17 protein-coding genes are annotated in these 19,477 nt (G+C 65.6%); 15 read left to right on the top strand and 2 right to left on the bottom strand.

From position 1 onward, the window contains the following. The first annotated feature begins 35 nt into the window (after window positions 1-35). A complete protein-coding gene (locus QZ588_RS06500; RefSeq protein ID WP_295541030.1) occupies window positions 36-182 on the top strand; it encodes a hypothetical protein in 147 nt (48 codons plus the stop codon). A 40-nt stretch (window positions 183-222) separates the two neighbouring features. Here the strand turns inward: QZ588_RS06500 and QZ588_RS06495 are convergent, their stop codons facing one another. Continuing rightward, window positions 223-570 carry a hypothetical protein gene (locus tag QZ588_RS06495; RefSeq protein WP_295541028.1) on the bottom strand — a complete coding sequence of 116 codons (348 nt, stop codon included), beginning with the start codon at window positions 568-570 and terminating at the stop codon, window positions 223-225. Window positions 571-653: 83 nt separating this feature from the next. Continuing rightward, on the bottom strand, window positions 654-1,073 hold the full coding sequence (locus QZ588_RS06490) for a hypothetical protein (RefSeq protein ID WP_295541026.1): 420 nt from the start codon (window positions 1,071-1,073) through the stop codon (window positions 654-656). 984 nt (window positions 1,074-2,057) lie between these two features. Here QZ588_RS06490 and QZ588_RS06485 point away from each other — a divergent pair. From QZ588_RS06485 to QZ588_RS06420, 14 genes are all read left to right on the top strand, one after another. Further along, window positions 2,058-4,004: a PKD domain-containing protein gene (locus QZ588_RS06485; protein ID WP_295541025.1), complete on the top strand. Its 1,947-nt coding sequence runs from the start codon at window positions 2,058-2,060 to the stop codon at window positions 4,002-4,004. A 596-nt stretch (window positions 4,005-4,600) separates the two neighbouring features. Beyond that, entirely contained in the window at window positions 4,601-5,542 is a 942-nt protein-coding gene (locus QZ588_RS06480; RefSeq protein ID WP_295541023.1) for a sugar transferase, read from the top strand. Window positions 5,543-5,574: 32 nt separating this feature from the next. Continuing rightward, window positions 5,575-6,594 (top strand): Gfo/Idh/MocA family oxidoreductase, encoded by a 1,020-nt coding sequence (locus QZ588_RS06475; RefSeq protein WP_295541021.1) that lies wholly within the window; start codon window positions 5,575-5,577, stop codon window positions 6,592-6,594. Next, a complete protein-coding gene (locus QZ588_RS06470; protein WP_295541019.1) occupies window positions 6,591-7,142 on the top strand; it encodes an acyltransferase in 552 nt (183 codons plus the stop codon). The genes QZ588_RS06475 and QZ588_RS06470 overlap by 4 nt, the downstream gene beginning before the upstream one ends. Next, the gene (locus QZ588_RS06465) at window positions 7,139-8,326 is read left to right on the top strand and encodes a DegT/DnrJ/EryC1/StrS aminotransferase family protein (RefSeq protein WP_295541017.1); all 1,188 of its coding nucleotides are present in this window, start codon (window positions 7,139-7,141) and stop codon (window positions 8,324-8,326) included. Before QZ588_RS06470 ends, QZ588_RS06465 begins: the two co-directional genes overlap by 4 nt. 39 nt (window positions 8,327-8,365) lie before the next feature. Then, complete coding sequence (locus tag QZ588_RS06460; RefSeq protein WP_295541038.1) at window positions 8,366-10,426, top strand: Wzz/FepE/Etk N-terminal domain-containing protein; 2,061 nt, start codon at window positions 8,366-8,368, stop codon at window positions 10,424-10,426. Next, window positions 10,426-12,021, top strand: a complete 1,596-nt coding sequence (locus QZ588_RS06455; protein WP_295541015.1) for an O-antigen ligase family protein — start codon at window positions 10,426-10,428, stop codon at window positions 12,019-12,021. Before QZ588_RS06460 ends, QZ588_RS06455 begins: the two co-directional genes overlap by 1 nt. A 7-nt stretch (window positions 12,022-12,028) precedes the next feature. After that, complete coding sequence (locus QZ588_RS06450; RefSeq protein ID WP_295541013.1) at window positions 12,029-13,582, top strand: oligosaccharide flippase family protein; 1,554 nt, start codon at window positions 12,029-12,031, stop codon at window positions 13,580-13,582. Further along, window positions 13,579-14,466: a glycosyltransferase gene (locus tag QZ588_RS06445; RefSeq protein WP_295541011.1), complete on the top strand. Its 888-nt coding sequence runs from the start codon at window positions 13,579-13,581 to the stop codon at window positions 14,464-14,466. The genes QZ588_RS06450 and QZ588_RS06445 overlap by 4 nt, the downstream gene beginning before the upstream one ends. Beyond that, entirely contained in the window at window positions 14,466-15,452 is a 987-nt protein-coding gene (locus QZ588_RS06440) for a hypothetical protein (protein WP_295541009.1), read from the top strand. The genes QZ588_RS06445 and QZ588_RS06440 overlap by 1 nt, the downstream gene beginning before the upstream one ends. Window positions 15,453-15,475: 23 nt before the next feature. Then, entirely contained in the window at window positions 15,476-16,750 is a 1,275-nt protein-coding gene (locus tag QZ588_RS06435) for a glycosyltransferase family 4 protein (RefSeq protein WP_295541007.1), read from the top strand. Between the two features lie 96 nt (window positions 16,751-16,846). Next, a complete protein-coding gene (asnB, locus tag QZ588_RS06430; RefSeq protein WP_295541006.1) occupies window positions 16,847-18,775 on the top strand; it encodes an asparagine synthase (glutamine-hydrolyzing) in 1,929 nt (642 codons plus the stop codon). Between the two features lie 161 nt (window positions 18,776-18,936). Further along, window positions 18,937-19,209: a BrnT family toxin gene (locus tag QZ588_RS06425; protein ID WP_295541004.1), complete on the top strand. Its 273-nt coding sequence runs from the start codon at window positions 18,937-18,939 to the stop codon at window positions 19,207-19,209. Continuing rightward, window positions 19,196-19,423, top strand: coding sequence for a hypothetical protein (locus QZ588_RS06420; RefSeq protein ID WP_295541002.1), 228 nt, complete (start codon window positions 19,196-19,198; stop codon window positions 19,421-19,423). Before QZ588_RS06425 ends, QZ588_RS06420 begins: the two co-directional genes overlap by 14 nt. The last annotated feature ends 54 nt before the right edge of the window (window positions 19,424-19,477 follow it).

Raw genomic sequence — 19,477 nt, 5'->3', positions numbered from 1 at the left:
TGGCGTTGGAGCTGGCCACCTTGTGGGTGTAGGTCATGATCGCCGGAGGCCTGCGCGACTATCCCTGGGAGCAGTGTCACGCGACTTCGGATATCCGCGAGGATGGTCGTCCGGTGGACATCCTGCAGGACTTCTATATCCCGGCACTGTCGCGCTCGACCCTTGGGCCAAGGCCGCGATGACGCGTGTCCTCGGGACGTTAGTAATGGACGGTTAGTGAAGCTAATCACGCACCGAAAGGTTGGTATCTTCATCAGGCTCGATACCCGAGATATCAATCAGCATTTTTTTTAGCTCTCTAATTTCAGCCCGAAATACGCCATCAATTTGTCGAGTTACCCCACTGGGATACGATACCTTGATCTTCATGATGCGCATGACTGCGTCAAAAAGATTCGATTTCCCATCTGTAATATTATTTATAAATATCTCAACTCCAGGATCTTGTCCAGGATAGTGAGGATCATGAAAAGCATATCCGTCTCTAAAAACAGCATTAAGCGAGCTACTTACAAATTGCCTTATTTGAGGATCAGCCAGCATTTTCTTTGCTTCTAAGTAGTGCGACATACTTGAACGCCTCCGAAAGCTAACGAACAAACTGAGCCGGCTGACAACCACGCAGCAATTTTTGGATCGGTCGGGGTACCTTGTTAACCGTCATAGTCACCGATCATTATCCCAATGGTGGTGCGATGGGTCGTGCCGTCAGCCTTGCAATCGATGAACAGCGGGGTATGCTCGCCGGCCCACCGCTCTTGGCGGGCCGCAAGGGCCCAGCGGCGCAGCGCAGACTGTTGGTCGGCGCCGAGGTGTGAAAGAGAGACCAGCCAGCCGCGATTCACAGTGAGCCGAATGTGGATGAATCCGCGCTCGATGGCTTCGAGGATCAGCGCGCGGCGCGCACGACCCTCCAAACCCAGCGGCTCGCCCGCCTGCTCATAGCGTTGCACGATTTCCGCGCGCGTCAGACCGAAGCGCTCGGGGTTGGTGATCATCTGATCGATATGCCGACCGCCCGGCAGTCGCTCGATTTGTCCATCGGGGTCGATCCAATAGCCGGCGCCCTGCATGCGAGGTTCCTCCCGGGTTGCGTTGATCTTGCGGCGCGGGCCCTGTGAGGGGCTGTGCCAACGCGACCGCATCAAGCTAACACCACGAGGCGACAGTCAATGTCGCAAGTGTTCGCTGATCCAGTGTGCAACATGGCCTGGCGCATCAGGCCAGCTCGATGGTCTGCGCGGTCCAGCGACGCAGACGCGCCCTGTGCCAATCACCGGCACTTGCTACCGCTCACGATCGCGATGCCGCCGTGGGTGCCCGCCATCAGCGCGACCTGCGTACCAACCACCGTGAACAGGCCCAGCCCAAAGGCATCGGCGATCCATCATTGCCGGGGCCTAAATATGTGTGCTTGAGCGTGCAACGCACTCGATCCCACGTTTGGTGTTTGGCTGCGCTGGCCTTGGCTCAGCGCGACCGTTCACCGGCTACCGCTTGACCGGCTAACACTACCGGCTATACTGCGCCCCCACCAACCAAGACCCGAGTCAATCGGGCCATCCCTTAAAACAACCAAGAACAACCCTGGTTTGCGGCCCGCAACGGGCCGCGCAGTCGCCGCGGCGTCTTGCTCGAAAGGCGGGGTCGAGACCCTCGACCCGGCCACCGGGGGTGCGCGATCGCGGTCGACCTGTGACCTGGTGTCGGTACCGGCAACGCGCCGGCGGGCTTGACCGTCGGCCGCCCGTCGAGACCCCGGGTCGCGCTTGGGTCGGTCTGCGCAACAGCGCCGGTGACGACGCCGCGGCAGCCGCCGTCGGGTGTTCGGGGGGCCATCCGACAGGCATCCGGGTGCATGGACGCACCCTTTTCCGACCTGCCTGGAATGGTTGGTAAAACACGGATCGCAGACAAGCGCCGCCGACGGTAGCGGGGTCTTCCTCGACCGAGCCGCTCGGGCTGCTGCGTGCCTGCCATGAGCCCCCTGATGCCGGGTGATTACACAATTAGATATCGATGTAATCACTATAAACACGATGAAGACGGGGGTTCCCATGACAGTCGATTGCATTGGAGACATTACGCAACGGCAAGCGATCGCCGCGCCGCCCGGGCGACGGCGGCTCAATCTGACACTGGCCAGCCTGGCACTGGGCGGCATGACGCTCTGCGGCTGGCTGACGTTTGCGGGCGCCGCCGCGGCGGCTGATGCCAGACTCAGTTGGACTGCGGTCAATGATCCACGTCCGATCACTTACGAACTACACTACGGTCCCAGCGCGACGGGCTTCGAGCAACAGCTCGACACCGATGCCGCCTTCGTGGTCGTCCCGGACTTGGCGCAAGGCGAGGCCTATGCCTTTGCGGTGCGTGCCTGTGTCACCGACGCCGCGCTCTGCGGCGAATTCTCACCGTCGCTGGTCGCAAGTGTGCCCTACACGGCACCAGAGGCTGGGTTCACGGCCAGTCCCTTGTCCGGGCCGGCGCCCTTGCGCGTGGTGTTCAGTGATCAGTCCAGCGGCAATATCGATAGCCTGACCTGGGATTTCGGCGACGGCACCACCGCCAGCGGCGCCCGGGTGGAGCACCGCTACCTGCAGCCCGGCAGCTACACCGTCGCCCTCACCGCCCGCGGTCCGGGTGGCAGCGATACCCAGACGCGCGTCGATTATGTGCAGGTGACGCCCGTCGAGGTTGACGAGGCCCTGCTGGAGGCGGGCGAGACCCTGCTCACCGATAACTGGCAATGGATTCCATTCCAGCGCCCCTGGGACGACCCGGTTGTGGTGGCGCGGCCGTTGAGCGCGGAAGATGATGATCCGGCGCTGGTGCGTATCGACGGTGTCAGCAACGATGGCTTCTGGGCCCGCATCCAGGAATGGTCCTACCTGGATGACCGGCATGCCGACGAGCTGCTCAGCTGGATGGTGATGAACGCGGGCACCGTGCAGAGCGCCGACGGCCGCTGGCTCGAGGCCGGCCACATCAGCAGCACGCGGCGGGCCTTCCGGTGGTACCAGTTCAGCGCGCCCTTCGCCGAGCCGCCGGTGGTGCTGTCTGCGGTCACCAGCAATCGCGACGAGACGCCGGTGATTTCGCGGCTGCGCTCGGTGACGGCAACTGCGATGCAGATCGGGTTGCGCGAAGAAGAGGCGGCGGATCAGCGTCACGCCAGCGAGCGCATCGACTATATCGCCATCGAGCCTGGCATCGGCCCCATCGGCGACTGGCTCGCCGAAGTGGGTGCGACGCCGGAGGCGGTCACTCATCACCCCTACTCACTGGTGTTTGCCCAGCCCACCGCCGAGCCGCCGCTGCTGCTCGCGCAGATGCAGACCACCAACGGTGGCGATACCGCCAATCTGCGCTGGTCGTTTCGCAGCACCGATGCGGTGGATGTGTGGGTGGATGAAGAGCAGTCGCGTGACAGTGAGGTCCGGCACACGCGTGAGCAGGTGGGCTATCTGCTGCTGAGTGCCAATGGGACGACGCCAACCCCACCAGAAACCCAATTCGTCTACGAAGACGCCGAAAACGGCGACACGCTGGGCTGGAGTGTCTATGCCGGCCCGGGTGGGGCGAGCATCACCAATCAAACCGATCCCGACGTCGACGGCCGGGTGATCGTGCTCGAGGGCGCCGGCTGGTCCAACGGCTATCGGTTGAGGCGCGAGGATGGCAGCCCCTGGGCCGACGCGGAGCACCGCTTCCTGGCCTGGGATCTGAAGTACGCGGAGCCCTTCCACGTCTATGTCGACATCGACACCAGCATCGGCCAGGTCTATCTGGAGTACACGCCGGTCGACGAGCGTTCCACCTGGGTCTGGGAGAACTACGTGCACCACGGCGTCGGCACGGATGTGGTCGATGGCCGCTGGCACACCTTCGAGCGTGACCTCGTCGCCGATCTGGCCGATGCGTTCCCGGATGCGGAACTGCTGCGGGTCAACGCCTTCCTGATCCGCGGCAGCGGCCGGGTCGACAACATCCAGATGCGTTGAGTACACCTCGCAAGGCTTCGGTCACGCTGATGACCGACTGACACGGCCATGGGCTGGCGTGGCGCACCGCCGCCGCGCCAGCGCCCATACCTGCAGATTCACAGCCGGCGCAACGCCGGCTTTTTTGCGCCGGCACCCCATTCGCGGGGACCAAAACGCCGCGCTCGGGGCAAGCCCCTCATCCTCTGCCCCGATGCCCGCAATGCCCTCCCGCGAGCGCAGATTGCCGCTTGTCGGCGATTCACTCCCCATCGCCTGCCCAAATCGGGCCGAGCGGTCGTAACCGCCGACTCAGCAGTCCGTCTCCCCCGGCATCCGGCTCGGAGAACCGCCGACGACACCACGGCGGCACCACACCCACACCCTGCGCGCTTCCGCCTTATCCATTCTAAAGGCCTTTTCCGTAACGACCACCCGGTAGCCGGCCGATACGCAATCACTCGGCTTGTTGTCATTCTAGCCGCCGTCGCCTGGTGGCCATGGCTGCTAGCCAGGTGGCGCTTTCGCGCTTCCTGCTGGCCAGGTACGCGAACAGGGCCTTGCCGCAGTACGGCAGCCCAAGTGTCCGAGCTAAGCGGTGTTCATCAGCGCCAACCTTGGACAATCAACCGCCACGCCCTAGCGACAGCGCTCCAATCACATCAATGGTTGGATCAGGGCCGGACGATGGGACTTCGAAAGTGCTGCATATCAATCTCGTCAGCCACGCAAGCGAATCTTTGACCACCGCAGCGAACCCGGGCGATCGCGCCCAGGACCAGGCCGCGGATTCATGCCTGCTGTCAGACCCGCCGCAGCCACTACCTGGCTGGAAGCGATCTCTGGATGTACTGGGCGCGCTGGCGCTGCTGGTGGCCCTGTCGCCAGTGCTGGGCGCCTGCATCCTCTTCATCCAGCTCCGCGACCCCGGCCCGATCCTGTTCCGGCAACAACGCATCGGCTATCGCGCCGCGCCGTTCCAAATGCTCAAGCTCAGGACCATGCGCGCCCGTGCCGATGAAGATCATCACCGCAATCATCTGCGCGCCCTGATCGCCAGCAATGCACGCCTGACCAAGCTCGACAGCATCGGCGATCAGCGCATCGTGCCGGGTGCCACGGCGATACGCGCGTTTGGGATCGACGAATTGCCGCAGCTGATCAATGTGCTGCGCGGCGACATGAGCCTGGTCGGGCCACGACCCTGCATGCCCTACGAGCTGGATTGCTTCGAGGAGCGGCATTTCCAGCGCTTTCGGGTCCGCCCGGGCCTCACGGGTCTGTGGCAAGTGAGCGGCAAGAATCGCACCACTTTTCAGCAAATGTTGGAATTGGATCTGCGCTATGCGCAGCGTGTGCGGCTACTCCATGACCTTGGCATTCTGCTGCGGACGCCCGCTGCGGTCATTAAAAGTGCCTATGACGCCCGGGCCCACCAATCGGCGGCGGCACGCAACACACCGGATACACGCGCAGAGACGGACTGCGAATCCGGACACCCGACAGCCACTGAGCACCGGTTCGAAGCGGACGCTTCAACCCTGGCAAGACACCACTGAGTAAAACAGCCTACCGCAGGAAAGGTACCGTCATGAATCAAGAAATCAATGTCGCCGTCGTCGGTTGTGGCTACTGGGGACCGAACCTGATTCGCAACTTCAATGCCCAGCCCGACTGCCGGGTCAAATGGGCCTGTGATCATGACCCAAGCAAGCTGGCGCGCGTCACCAGTCTGCATCCGGAGGTGTGCTGCACCGATAGCTTCGAGCGCGTGCTCGACGATCCTGACGTCGATGCCATCGCCATCGCCACACCGGTATCGACACATTTCCCCCTCGGCAGTCGCAGCCTGTCGGCGGGCAAGCACACCCTCATCGAGAAGCCCCTGGCGCGCTCCAGCGACGAATGCCGCCAGCTCATCGCCCTGGCGGAGGCGCGTGATCTGACGCTGATGGTGGGGCACACCTTCATCTACAACGCCGCGGTACGGAAGATGAAGGAGATCATTGCCAGCGGCGAAATCGGCCGGGTGCTCTACATCGGCTGTCAGCGCCTGAATCTCGGGCTGTTCCAGCAGGATATCAATGTCGCCTGGGATCTGGCGCCCCACGATATCTCGATTCTGCTGTATCTCCTGGAGGATGCACCCGACGCGGTGAGCTGTCAGGGCAAGGCGCATGTGCGCAAAGGCATCGAAGATGTCACCAATATGTCATTGTCGTTCTCCGGTGGTCCCTTTGCCACCATCCAGAGCAGCTGGCTCGATCCGAACAAGGTGCGTCGCATGACCGTGGTCGGCGAGAGCAAGATGATCGTCTATGAGGACACCGAGCCGCTGGAAAAGCTGAAGATCTTCGACAAGCGGGTGGAAGTGCCGCGCACCTATGACACCTTTGCGGAATTCTTCTATTCCTATCACTACGGCGGTGTCTACAGCCCCTTCATCGAGCAGGACGAGCCCCTGCGCGTACAGAGCCGGCGCTTTCTCGACCGCATTCGCGATGGCCGCCACAGCGACTCCGAGGGGCGCCACGGACTCGACGTCGTTCGTGTCCTGGAGGCGGCCTCTCACTCCCTGGCCAACCACACCACATCCGTGCCGCTGTCATGAGGCGATCGCAATACGGACTGCGTCGGGGACGCGAATCGGCACGGCAACAGCAGCCGCTGCTGCATCGCATCGCCGATGATGTCGAGCTCGGCGTCGACGTCGTCATCCACGGGTTCGTCAACCTTTACGGCTGCCAGATCGGCGATGGCACCAAGATTGGCACCTTCGTCGAGATCCAACGCGGCGCCACCATTGGTCGGCGCTGCAAGATCTCCAGCCATACCTTCATTTGCGAGGGCGTGCGCATCGAAGACGGATGCTTCATCGGACACAACGTCACCTTCATCAATGATCGTTATCCCAGGGCGGTAACCGAGCAGGGCGAGCTGCAGCGCGATGAGGATTGGCAGTGCATCCCGACGGTTGTCAAACGGCACGCGTCGATCGGCTCTTCCGCCACCATTCTGTGCGGATTGACCATCGGCGAGCGCGCCATCGTCGGCGCCGGCGCTGTGGTGACCAGGGATGTACCGCCGGACACGATTGTGGTCGGCAATCCCGCGCGCGCCCTTGTGGAGAGACCCTGCACCCAAGAGTCAAGCCAATGATCGACATGCAAGAGCCCATTCCCTATCTGGACCTGAATGCCCAGCATAGGTCGCTGCGGCGCGAGCTCATCCGCGCCATCGACGCCGTTTTCGCCAGCAGCGCGTTCGCCGGCGGCACCTTCGTCGAACGCTTCGAGAAAGCCTTTGCGGACTATTGCGGCTGCCGCCACGCCATTGGTGTCGGCAGCGGCACGGATGCGCTCTGGCTCGCCCTGCAGGCAGTCGGGGTCGGCCCCGGTGACGAAGTCATCACCGTCCCCAACAGCTTCTTTGCCACCGCCGAGGCGATCACCGTGTGCGGCGCCAGGCCGGTCTTCGTCGATGTCGATGAGGCCACCCTGACGCTCGACCCCAAAAAGCTGGAAGCGGCCATCACCCCACGCACCAAAGCCGTGGTCCCGGTGCATTTGTTCGGCCAGATCGCGGACATGAATCCCATCAACCGGATCGCTGACCGGCATGGCCTCTCGGTGATCGAAGACGCCGCACAGGGCCACGGGGCGAGCTACCACGGCCGGCGCGCAGGCGGCCTGGGGCGGGCCGGTTGCTTTAGCTTCTATCCCGGCAAGAACCTCGGCGCCGCCGGCGAGGCCGGTGCCGTCACCACCAATGACGACGACCTCGCCGCGCGCGTGCGGATGCTGCGCGATCATGGCCAGGCGCGGAAGCACGACCACCAGCTGGTGGGCTGGAACGGACGCATGGACGGCGTCCAGGCGGCGGTGCTGGAGGTCAAGCTGCGCCATCTCGATACCTGGACCCAGCGCCGGCGCGAGCGTGCCTATGCCTACCAGGAGCTGATTTCGCGTGTGCCCGGTCTGCGCGCCCCCACCGAGGCCCATTCGGCGCGGCACGTTTATCACATCTATGGTGTGCGCTGCGACGGACGCGACGATTTGCTGCGCCACCTGAGCAAGCACAATGTCGGCTGCGCCATCCACTACCCGCGGCCCATTCACTTGCAGCCGGCCTATCACGACCTCGGCTACGGCGAGGGCTGCTTTCCGGTCTCGGAGCAGGCCGCCAATCAGCTGTTGTCGCTGCCGTTATATCCCGAGCTGGGCATGGAGAAGCTGCAACGGGTCGCCACCCTGATCGCGGACTGGCATGACGGCCAGGCTATGGCACGACAGCGCGAAACCAGCCCGAACCGGCTGGCCACCGACGCCGCACTGGGCGGCTGACCCTCCCGTCGACCACTTTAGGAGCCCACCGTGGACCCGATGCAGTCGCACCCCACCTATGCCCATTGGCTATCGCCCTCGGCCCTCCACCTGGCGTCGCGCGGCGCCGGCCATGACCTGCGCGAATTCCTGCACCGACTGTTCCGCCACCGCTGGATCGTGCTCTGGTTCTGTATCGGCGTGCTCGGTGCAGTCGTCATCGGGCTGGCGTTCCATACCAACAGCTATGAGGCGACGGCCAAGATCCTGGTCAAGAAGGGCGCCGCGCGCGAGCCGCTGAGCGCGCGGGAGGCCCCGGTCTGGGTGAGTGACCAACTCTACGAGGAGGATATCAACACCGAGATCGGCATCCTCACCAGCCACCTCCTGATCGAGCGCGCGGCAGCTGCGGTGCGTGATGATCCCAGCCTGAAGCCCGTGACCAGCGAGCCGCCGGCGTGGCGGCGGACACTCGCACACTGGCTGTCGGCGGTGACGCGGCCCTTCGAGCACATGCTCGCAAAGGCGGTCGGCGCCGAGCCGGATCATGCATCGGATTTCGATGCGCAGGTGGCGGCCATGGAGGCGGCGCTGGAGGTGGAGCCGGAGCCCAGATCCAACATCATCGCGCTGCGCTTCGTCTGGCCCGATCCGACCGCCGCCCGGGTCTTTCTGGAGGCCCTGGTGGACGGCTACCAAAGCCACCGCACCGAGCTCTACGAGCCCGCCGGTGCCGCGGACTTCTTCCGCCGCCAGGCCGCCGCCTCCGCCGCCGCGGTGAATGCGGCGGAGACCGAGCTGCACAACTTTCTCCGCGACGCTGGCATCACCATGATCGACGTCCCGGAGGATCACGATGTCCTGGAGGCCGAAAAGCAGTCGATGCTGGCGCGCCAGCAGCGCATCGACGAAGACCTCAGCGAGACCCGCGCCCAGGCCAGTCAGCTCGCCAGCCTGCTGACGAAACACCGCCAGCAGACGCGCGCCGAGGCGGCTCGCGTGCGCACCGAGCTGCTCGAGCGCCAGCGTGCCACGCTGCGCGGCCAGCTGATGCAGGTCGAGCAGGACCGCGGCGAGCAGGCCATCCGGCTGCAGCGTCTGCAGACACAGCAGGCCGAGGTCTCGGCCAAGCTGGCGCGTATCCGCGTGCTCGAAGACAAGCTGCGGGGCCTGCTGCTGCGCGACCAGGGCAGCACCACCGGCAAGGCGCTGAAGGCGGAGGTGGACCGCCTGTACCGGGAGCTGGCGCAGCTGGGACAACTGCGCCGCTACGACCTCAACGTCGGCCAGGACACCGGCCTGTACGAGTATCTGCAAACCGAAATCCTCGATACCGAGGTCGGCATCAGCGGTCTGGACGAGCGCGCGGCGATGATGCGCCAGCGCATGGCGGACCTCGATGGGACGCTACCAGCGCCGGTCACCGTCGCCCTGGCGGATGGCGGCGACGACATCGCCACCGACATCGAGCAGACCCGGGCGGCGCTCGCCCGCGCCGGCGCGGTGCTGACGATGGACGACCGTACGTCGCTGGCGCAGGGCTTCGAGGCCCGGGTCGCGGCGATGATCGAGACCGAGGCCGAGCTGGAGGGCGCCCGCGCGCGCATCCTCGATCTGGAGGCGCAGGCACAGCAGGTGCGCCAGCAACTGATCACCCTCAATACCCAGGGCACACGCGCCAAAGAGTTGCGCCGCGAGCTGGCCCGCGCCGAGGAGGCCTATACGCTGTATCGCAGCAAGACCGACACCGCCACCATCTCAGCGGCGATGTCGCGCGAGGAATTGGTCAACACCCGCGTCGCCCAGCCACCGACGGTGGCGGCCGAGCCGGTGGGGCCGGGCAAGTCGGTGCTGCTGCTGCTTGGCATCTTCGCCGCCGCCGCCGGCGGTGTCGGTCTGGCACTGGTACTGAACGCCCTCGATGCCGGCATCTCGAGCGCGAAGCAGCTCGAGCGCGACTTCGGCATGTCACCCCTGGGGACGGTGCCGGAAGGCGCCACCGACGGCCCCCTCGACGTTGGGCTTGCGGCGATGTTCCCGGACGCCAGCGATGACGACCCGCGGCCGCCCGGCCAGCCGCCGTTCTCGCCACCGGCACTGATCTACCCGACGCCGGCCTGATGGACAACGTGACTGCCATCCGCACGGGCATGGGCCGCGTGCTCGACCGGGCGAGCGCGCGCGCCGTCATGCCGCTGCCGGTGCTGCTGGCGATGACCGCCAGCGGTGCCATCCTCGGGCTGCTGGCGCTGACGGCGCCGCCGCCGGTGTTGCTGCTCGCGCCGATCGTCGTACTGGGGCTGTGGCTGATCACGCGCTGGCCGGAGCTCGGTGTGCTGCTGGTGCTGCTCTACACTTCGACCATCCTCAGCGAAGAGGTGCTGCCACCCCTGCCCATCGGCGTCGGCAGCCTGCACTTGTCCGACCTCATCGTGCTCTGGTTGTTCGCGCTGCTGGTGCTGCGGCTCTTGCTGCAGCCCCAGCTGCGCTTTCGCCGCACCGCGTTGGATGTACCGGTGGCGCTGTTCGTGGGCGTCGGCATCGCCGCGACCCTGCGGGGCGTTGGCAGTGGCGACATCGCCTTCGACGCGGGCATCCGCGAACTGCGCGGCGCCGGCTATCTGGTGCTCTATTTCGTCATCACCAATCTGCTGCACACGCCGGCGCAGATGCGGCGGCTCTGGGGCGGGGTCATGCTGCTCGCCGTGCTCACCGCCATCGCCGCCATCCTGCAGGCGGTGCTGGGCCCGTCGGTGCCGATCATCCCCGGCCGCGTCGAGGCCCTCAGCACCCAGGGACTGGCGGTGTACGACGTCGCCCGGGTCATCCCGCCGGGGGAATCGCTGCTGTACCTGCTGCTGATCGTCGCCGTGCTCGCCTATGCCAGCGATGAGCAGGCGCTCAGGCGGCTGCGCCGTGCGCTGGTGATGGGGCTGCTGGCGGTGGGTCTGCTGCTGACCTACCGACGCGCGCTCTGGGGCAGCGCGGCGCTGGCTGTGCTCGCGGCGCTGCCGCTGATCACACCCATCCAGCGCGCCCGCCTGCTGCGCGCCGGGCTGCTCGCCGCGACCCTGCTGGCGCTGAGCGTCGCCGGCCTCCTCACCATGGCGCCGAAGAGCGAGCTCAGCCGCTCGCTGCAGGCCACCGGCACCCGCATCGCCAGCATGTTCGACCTCGACAGTTACCAGCGCGGCGACAGCAACAAGCAGACCCTCGAGCAGCGGTTCATCGAGATCGAATACGCCCTGCCGCAGGTGCTGCCGCCGCCCTTGATCGGTCACGGCCTGGGGGCCGCCTACCGCCCCTGCCTGACGCTCGACAGCCGCGATTGTGTGGCGCCGAGCTACATCCACAACGCCTATGTCTCGGTGCTGTTCAAGCTTGGCCTGGTGGGGGCGATCGCCTTCGTCTGGATCGGCGTCGGCACACTGCGCGGCGGATTCGAGGCATCCGCACGGCTGCGACGGGCCGGCGCCGTGCCGGGCACGGCGGCGCCAGACCCGGCGGCGACGGTACAGGTGCTGGGCAGCACCGTCGCCTTCGCCGCCCTGCTGCCGGCGCTGCTGCTCGAGCCCTACATCTTCATCTGGTCCTGGACGCCGGTCATCGCCATCATGCTCGCGAGCGTGCACTGGTGGCACGGCCCATCCCTGCCATCGCTGCCGGGGACGGTGGGGCCCATGGCCACCACGCTCGCGGCCAACCCGAGGCGCTGACCCCGACATGGCCGAGCCCATCCTCAAACGTTTTCTCACCGGCATGCTCGCCACCGGCATCGGCAGTGCGTCCGTCGTGCTGCTCGGCATGTTTGGCCTGATGCTGAGCGCACGCCTGCTCACGACCGACGAGCTCGGCGCCTTCTTCCTGCTCCAGGTGCTGGTGCTGTTCGCCGCCGAGGGCAGTTCGTTTGGCATTCACCTGGCGCTGGAGCGCTGGCTGCCGGGCATGGACGCGCCGCAGGAACGCAGGCTGACGCTGAACACCGCCCTGCTCTTTCGCCTGCTCACCGTCGCCGTTGGCGTGCTCGTGCTGGCGTTGGTGATGCCGTCGGTGCTGGCCCGGCTCGCGCTGGCGCCAACCCCGACGCTGATCGCCCTGCTGCTGGCCTGGTTCATCCTCGAAGCGGTCTTGAAGCTGGTGCTCACCTATCTGCAGACGCAGTTCGCATTCAATGCCATCGGCACCGCCAACGCACTCAGTAGTTTGGTCAACTTCGCCAGCATTCTCGGTTTCGTGCTGGTGCTGGAGACGGGCCTGATGGGGCTCCTCTACGCCAAGCTCGCATCACGGGTGCTGGCACTCGGCTACGCCTGGTGGGCCAGACCGCTGCCGCTGGGCCTGTTGTTCGACGCCGGTCTGCTCCGACGCATGCTGCGCTACGCCCTGCCGCTGTATGCCAATTATTTCCTGGCGTTCCTGTCGGTGCGCGCCGACACGCTGCTCATCGGCGGCATGCTCGGCACCACCGCAGTGGCCTACTACGAAGTCGCCCGGCGTATCCCCGACAGCCTGATGCAGCTCTACGATGCCTTTCGGCAGGTGTACTTCCCCTTCGTCGTGCGCGGCATCGCCGACGATGCACTCGGGCAGGTGTCGACACTGCTCAACAATTCCACCCGCTTTGGCGCCTTTGCCCTGGGCCTCGCGTGTCTGATCGCTTTCGTCTTCGCCGATGAGATCATCGTGCTGTTGTTCTCGGAGACCTATCTGCCAAGCGCAACGACCTTTACCCTGCTCATGGTGGTCGCCAGCCTGCTCATGATCGAAACCACCCTGGGCTCGACCCTGGCGGCGCTCGGCGACTCCGATAAGCCGCTGCTCATCAATATCGTGCGCACCGGCCTGCAACTGACCGCCTATTTCTTCTGGATTCCGCCGCTCGGTATCGCCGGTGCGGCGCTCGCCGCCCTCGTCGCAGCGGCCGCCGTGCTGCCGATCAATGTCTATTTCCTGCGCCGTCGCGCGCTCGCGGTCGACAGCTTCGCCTTTGGCAAGCCCATGCTGATCGCAGGCCTCATCGCCGCCGCCCTGACGATGAGCAGCACCCTCCCCCCTGCCTTTCAGGTGCTGCTGATACTGGCCTATCTCCCGGTGGCCGTCATCGGGTCAGTCGTCAGACGCCACGAGCTCGCCGCCGCCTTCGGGCTACTCTCTCGGCGGCTGGCACCGCACCGCGGGCGCAAGCAGCTCACCAGCGAAACACAATTGGCGGAGCCCTTCGCGACGACGACCGATATGACCGAGCCAGCGCCCCTACAACGGACCGGTGAGCCATGAACGACAAGCCCAGCGTTTCGATCATCATGCCGACGCATAACGCCAATACGGGCTTTCTGCATGCGGCAATCACAAGCTGTCTCGAGCAGACCCACCGGGGATGGGAGCTCATCATCGTCGATGACGGCTCCACCAACGAGAGTCCTGCGGTCATTGCCGAGTATGTCGCCAGCGATGAGCGCATCCGATGCCTGCGCCACCCCGCCAAGCGCCGCTTGCCGGCGGCGTTGAACAGCGGCATCGCGCAAGCCCGGGGCGCGTTTCTCACCTGGCTTTCCGATGATGATTTGTTCCGGCCACGCGCCCTCGAGTGTCTGCTCGACTTCCTGTCGAGTCATCCCGACATCGATATCGTCTATTCGGATTATTCACTCCTGTACGCAGACGGCTCCGTCGGCGAAAGAGTTCGCGTTGGCCAACCTGAGGAATTAGGCATCCGCAAGCCAGTGGGGATCTGCTACCTTGCCAGATACCATGCTTTTGCGAGCACCGGCTTCAGCGAAGAGTTCTTTCTGGCAGAGGACCTTGACTTCTGGATCAGGGCATTCATGCGCTTTCGCCTGGCCCCCGTGCACTGCGACCTCGCATTCTATCGTCAGCATGCGCAAACGCTTACCAATACACAATCGCGCGCAAAAATTCTTGCCGTGCATCAGCGCATCCTGGACAGGCATCTACCGCGCATGTGGTGGCTCGACCGTGAGGGCAAGACCCACGCCTATTTGCGTCTCGGCAAAGGCTTCTTCGCCAGTGGCGCTCCGCTGCCGGCGATGGCTGCAATCAGCCGCGCCTTGTGCTTCGGACCGCTCGTCTTCGCAAAGACGATTGGTGACATCTTCGCCGCAAGACTTGGCCTGGGCACGGGAAGTGCTGGAATACGATAATGGTGACGGCGACCGCAACCAAACAACCGGGCTACCTGGTGTTCTCGCTGGACACCGAGCTGGCCTGGGGCTACTACGACCTCGATGCCATGCGCGCGCGGCTGTTCTCGGCCGACGGCAGTCGGGAACGGCGTGCCATCACCTGGCTGCTCGACTTGTGCGACGGCCACGGCATCCGTGCCACCTGGGCCCTGGTGGGGCATCTGTTGTTCGACCGCTGCGAGGACTGCCAGCCCTGCCCGGTGGCGGCTTGGCAACGCAGTCATCGCGGCTTCAGCGAGGTGTACGCGCCGGCCCGACCGGCACCGGCGCTCTGGTACGCACCAGATGTGCGTGACCGCTTGCTCGGCGCCGGCGATCACCATGAAATCGCCTTCCACGGCTTCACGCATCGGCCCTTCCCGCACATGGACGGCGACGCTGCCCGGCGCGAGATCGATGCCTGGCTGGCGCTCGGCGCACGCTTTGGCATCCGCCCACGGAGCATCGTCTTCCCGCGCAACCGGGCAGCGCATCTGGACGCCTTCGCCGCCGCCGGATTTCGCTGCTTTCGCAGCCCGGATCGCAGCCCGCGCTGGCATCTGCGTCGCTTCGGCCCGGCCTTGAAGTGTACCGACGACGTGCTGGCCCTGAGCCGGCTCGAGGTGTTCACACTGGACGCTCTGCGCCCCGAGCACGGCCTGCTGCGGATACCGGCCAGCGCCCACCTGTTCGACTTTCCGCGCACGCTGGAGCAGGCGCTCGACGTACGAGGCCTGTCCCAGCTGCGGTTCCGCCGCATCGGACAAGCCATTGAGCACGCCGCCGCTCATGGTGGTGTGGTGCATCTGTGGGCGCACCCCTGGGAGCTGCGCACCGAGGCCGATCGGGACAAGCTGCAACAACTCTTCGGCATCGCCGCCCACCACATGCAGCGAGGCCAGTTGCGCAGCATCACCATGGACGAGCTCACGACCCTGGCGCTGCAGAGGCACAACCCGGCATGAACAAGACTCGACCCGATCCTGCTATGGGCCCAACCATCCACACGCACCCTACCCGAGCCGCCGGTCGGCTCGTCTGGATCTACAGCGGGGATCTGCGCAGCGATCTGGATGCGGCCACCTGGCTGCAGGCGACCCACTGCTTGCGCCGGCTCGGCTGGGCGGTGACGCTCGTCACCGCCACGCCGGACCCGGCACTGGCCGGTCCCGACCAGATCGATGATGTGGCGATCGACGCCATTGCGGCACCGCGGTTGTGGTTTCTGGGGCAGACCCTGTTTCACCTGCGGGCGCTTGCCCTGATCCTGGCCAGGCGCAAGGCCCTCGATGCGGTGCTCTTTCACGAGATGTCGGCACTCTGGCTGCTGCCACTGCGGCTGCTCGGACGACGGCGGCCGCGGCTGGTGATGGACACCCGCACCCTGTTCATGGCGCCGGCGCGTGGCCTCTCGCTCAAGGCCCGCCTGCGCGCGGGTTACCTCCATGTGATGCGGCGACTGGGCAACAGGCTGGCGGACGGGCGCCTTTGCATCACACCCGCCATGGCGGAGGCATGCCAGGTGCCAGCCCACAAGCTGTGGGGCATCTGGCCGTCGGCGGTGTCGGCGGCGGATTTCGCCGTGGCAGCGCACGCCCGCCGGTGGCCGCAGGGGGAGGCGCCGGTGATGCTCTGTTATGTGGGAGTGCTGCATACGGAGCGCTGTCTGCAAAGTCTGTGCGCCGCGGTGCTGCGTGCGAATGCGGCGGGGGTGCGCTTTCATCTGACGCTGGTCGGTGACGGCTCGGCACGCGATGAGCTGGCACGGATCGCGGCCCATTCCGATGGCACCATTCGGGTCCTGCCGCCGGTGGCGCACGCACGCGTGCCGCAACTACTGCAGCAGGCGCACCTGGGTGCGCTGCCGTTTCCGGACGAACAAAAGTTCCGGGTCAGCAGCCCGATCAAGTTATTCGAATACGCCGCCGCCGGGCTGCCGATCCTGGCCACACGCATCCGTTGTCACACCGACGTGCTCGGCGCGCGCCCCTTCGTCTACTGGGCCGAGAGCAACAGCGTCGCGGATCTGACCCGTGCCCTGGAGCGGATCTGGCAGACCCGCAGCGGCTTGCGGCGGCTCGGCGCCCAAGCCGCCGGGGACGCCAACGCATGGACCTGGGCGGCCTCCGCCAAACGCCTGAGCGACGCCTTGCGCAGCCATCTCGGCACGCCTCTCGGCGCCGGCGATCCGAGCCTGAGCCAGACCGGCGCCGCCCGAGCGTCACAGACCACCCCACAACCCGCCGCGACACCGCCGGACTAAGGCGCGGATCGCGCCGGCGCGCGCGGACCCGATCACGACAGTTTTGCAGCGACCCCAGTTTGCAGCGACCCCAGCAGCGCAGGAGACGTTCATCCCATGTGTGGCATTTGTGGCAGCGTTCATTATGCAACCCCCACCGCCGCTGATCCCGGCATCCTCGATGCCATGCTGCAGGCCATCGGCCACCGCGGCCCCGATGATGATGGTCGCTACCTGCAGGGACCGGTGGCGCTCGGCATGCGCCGGCTCAGCATCATCGACCTGGCCACCGGGCAGCAGCCGATCAGCAATGAAGACCGGTCGCTGATCCTGGTCTTCAACGGCGAGATCTACAACTACCGGGAACTGCGCCGACGCCTGCGCGCCGCCGGCCATCGCTTTCGCAGCGAGGGCGACGGCGAGGTCATCGTCCACCTCTACGAAGAACATGGCGAGGACTGCGTGCAGCACCTGCGTGGCATGTTCGGTTTCGCCCTCTGGGATCAGCGCCGCCAGCGCCTGTTGCTGGCCCGCGACCGCATGGGCATCAAGCCGCTGTACTACGCCGACACCGGCGATCGGCTGCTGTTCGGCTCCGAGATCAAGTCGCTGCTGCAAGACCCCAAGGTGCCGCGCCAGCCCGACTATCGGGCGATGAGCGAGTACTTGTCGTTACGGTATGTCCCGGCGCCGCTGACGCTGTTCGAGGGTATCCGTGCCCTCCCGCCCGGCTTCACGGCGACGGTCGATGCCAAGGGCTTGCACCTGCGTCGCTACTGGGATCTGTCCTATCGTGCGCACCCCGAGCTGACCACCGAGGCGGCGGCGCTGGAGGCCTTGGAGCCCCTGTTTCGCGAGTCGGTGCGCCTGCGTCTGATGAGCGACGTCCCCTTCGGTGCTTTCCTCAGCGGCGGCGTCGACTCGAGCGCCGTGGTTGCGGTGATGACCGAGTACCTGGATGCACCGGTGAAGACCTTCGCCGTCGGTTATGCCGATCAGGGCGCCGAGCGCTTCAGCGAGCTACCCTATGCCCGCCAGGTGGCGCGCCAGTTCGGTACCGACCACCAGGAGGTGATGCTGCGCGCCGACGACTTCGTCGACCTCAGCGAGCGGGTCATCTGGCATCTGGACCAGCCCATCGCCGACGCCGCCCTGGTGGCCTATCACCGCGTCTGCGAGGCCGCCGGCCGGGAGGTGAAGATGGTGCTCACCGGCGAGGGCGGCGACGAGCTGTTCGCCGGCTACGGCCGCTACGCCGGCGAGCGGTTGGCGCCGCTGTGCAACGCCCTGCCGCCGGCCCTGACCCGGCTGAGCGCATCCGCCAGCCGCCTGCTGCCGGGGCTGCGGCGCCCGAAGCTGATGCTGCAGGCGCTCAGCTACCGCGATGAGGCGCAACGGCTGCGGAACTGGTTTCCGCTGTTCGATGACCGTCGCAAGCCGGGCCTGTTGAGCGCCGACTTCCTGGATCTGGTGGCCGGTGAGCTCACCGGCCCGGCGTTCCACGAGCACCTGGCGCGCACCGACGCCGACGGCGCCCTGCACCGCATGCTCTATGTCGACAACAAGGTGTATTTGCCCGACTGCCTGCTCGCACGGGGCGACAAACTGAGCATGGCCAGTTCGCTGGAGGCGCGGGTGCCCTTCCTGGATCACCAGTTGGTGGAGTTGGCCGCCTCCCTGCCGGCGCACTTCAAGCTCAAGGGATGGACACGCAAGCACCTGCTCAAGCAGCTGTGCGCGAAATGGCTGCCGGACAGCATCCTGCACCGCAAGAAGGAAGGCTTTCCGGTCCCGGTCGGCGTCTGGCTGCGTGGCCCGGCACGTGACTTCGCCCACGATCTCCTCGGCCCCGAGACCATCGCCCGCCGCGGGCTCTTCGATGCCGGCTTCGTCGCCCGACTGCTCGACGAGCACGCGCGCGGCAGCGAGGACCACACCTCCATGATCGTCGGCCTGATCAATCTGGAGCTCTGGCACCGCCTGTACATCGACGCCGCACCCACCGTCGCCGCCAACGCGCCGCTGGGGCAGTCGCGGGCTGCCTGAGGGCGGCTCGCCGGCCACGGGTGGGGCCCGCGCCGGCCGCCACCCAGCCCGCTCAAGCTTGCGCCGGCAATTTGCACTGCTTCAGCTCCGGGATCAGCGCCTCGGGCAACGGCACGAACCGATCCTGTTGGGCGAGGATAGCCGCCCTCTGATCAAGTCACGTGAAACTCGACTGGGATTCAAGCAAAGCCGCTGCTAATCTTCGGAAGCACGGCGTGTCGTTCCACGAGGCTGGCACGGTCTTCGGAGATCCGATGGCTTTGACCTTCGATGATCCCGACCACTCCTCCGGGGAGGCGCGCTTCTTAACCTTCGGCGTATCGCGAGCGCACCGATTTCTGATCGTCTCCTACACCGAGCGGGGCGATTTGACCAGAATCATTAGCGCGCGAAAGATGAGCCGCCAAGAGCGTGACATATATGAAAACGGATAACGCCCACGACGACGACGAAATGCGCCCTGAGTATCGACGCGAGGATCTCGGTACCGGTGTTCGAGGCAAGCACTACGAAGCATATATGGAGTCAAACAACCTCGTGCTTCTAAGGCCCGAAGTTGCTGAGGTATTCCCGACGGAGGAGGCCGTCAACGAGGCGTTGTTGTCGCTCATACGCATCGCCAAAGCATCAACACGCCCAATCGGGTAAAGGCCATCTCGTCGCACACAACTCCGGATTCCTCCGGTAACATGCTGGAAAGCA

This window comes from uncultured Thiohalocapsa sp., assembly GCF_913062725.1.
In the GTDB taxonomy this organism is placed as follows: Bacteria; Pseudomonadota; Gammaproteobacteria; order Chromatiales; family Chromatiaceae; genus Thiohalocapsa.
Note: the sequence above shows the minus strand (reverse complement) of the source record. Positions and strands in the feature narration are given on the sequence as shown.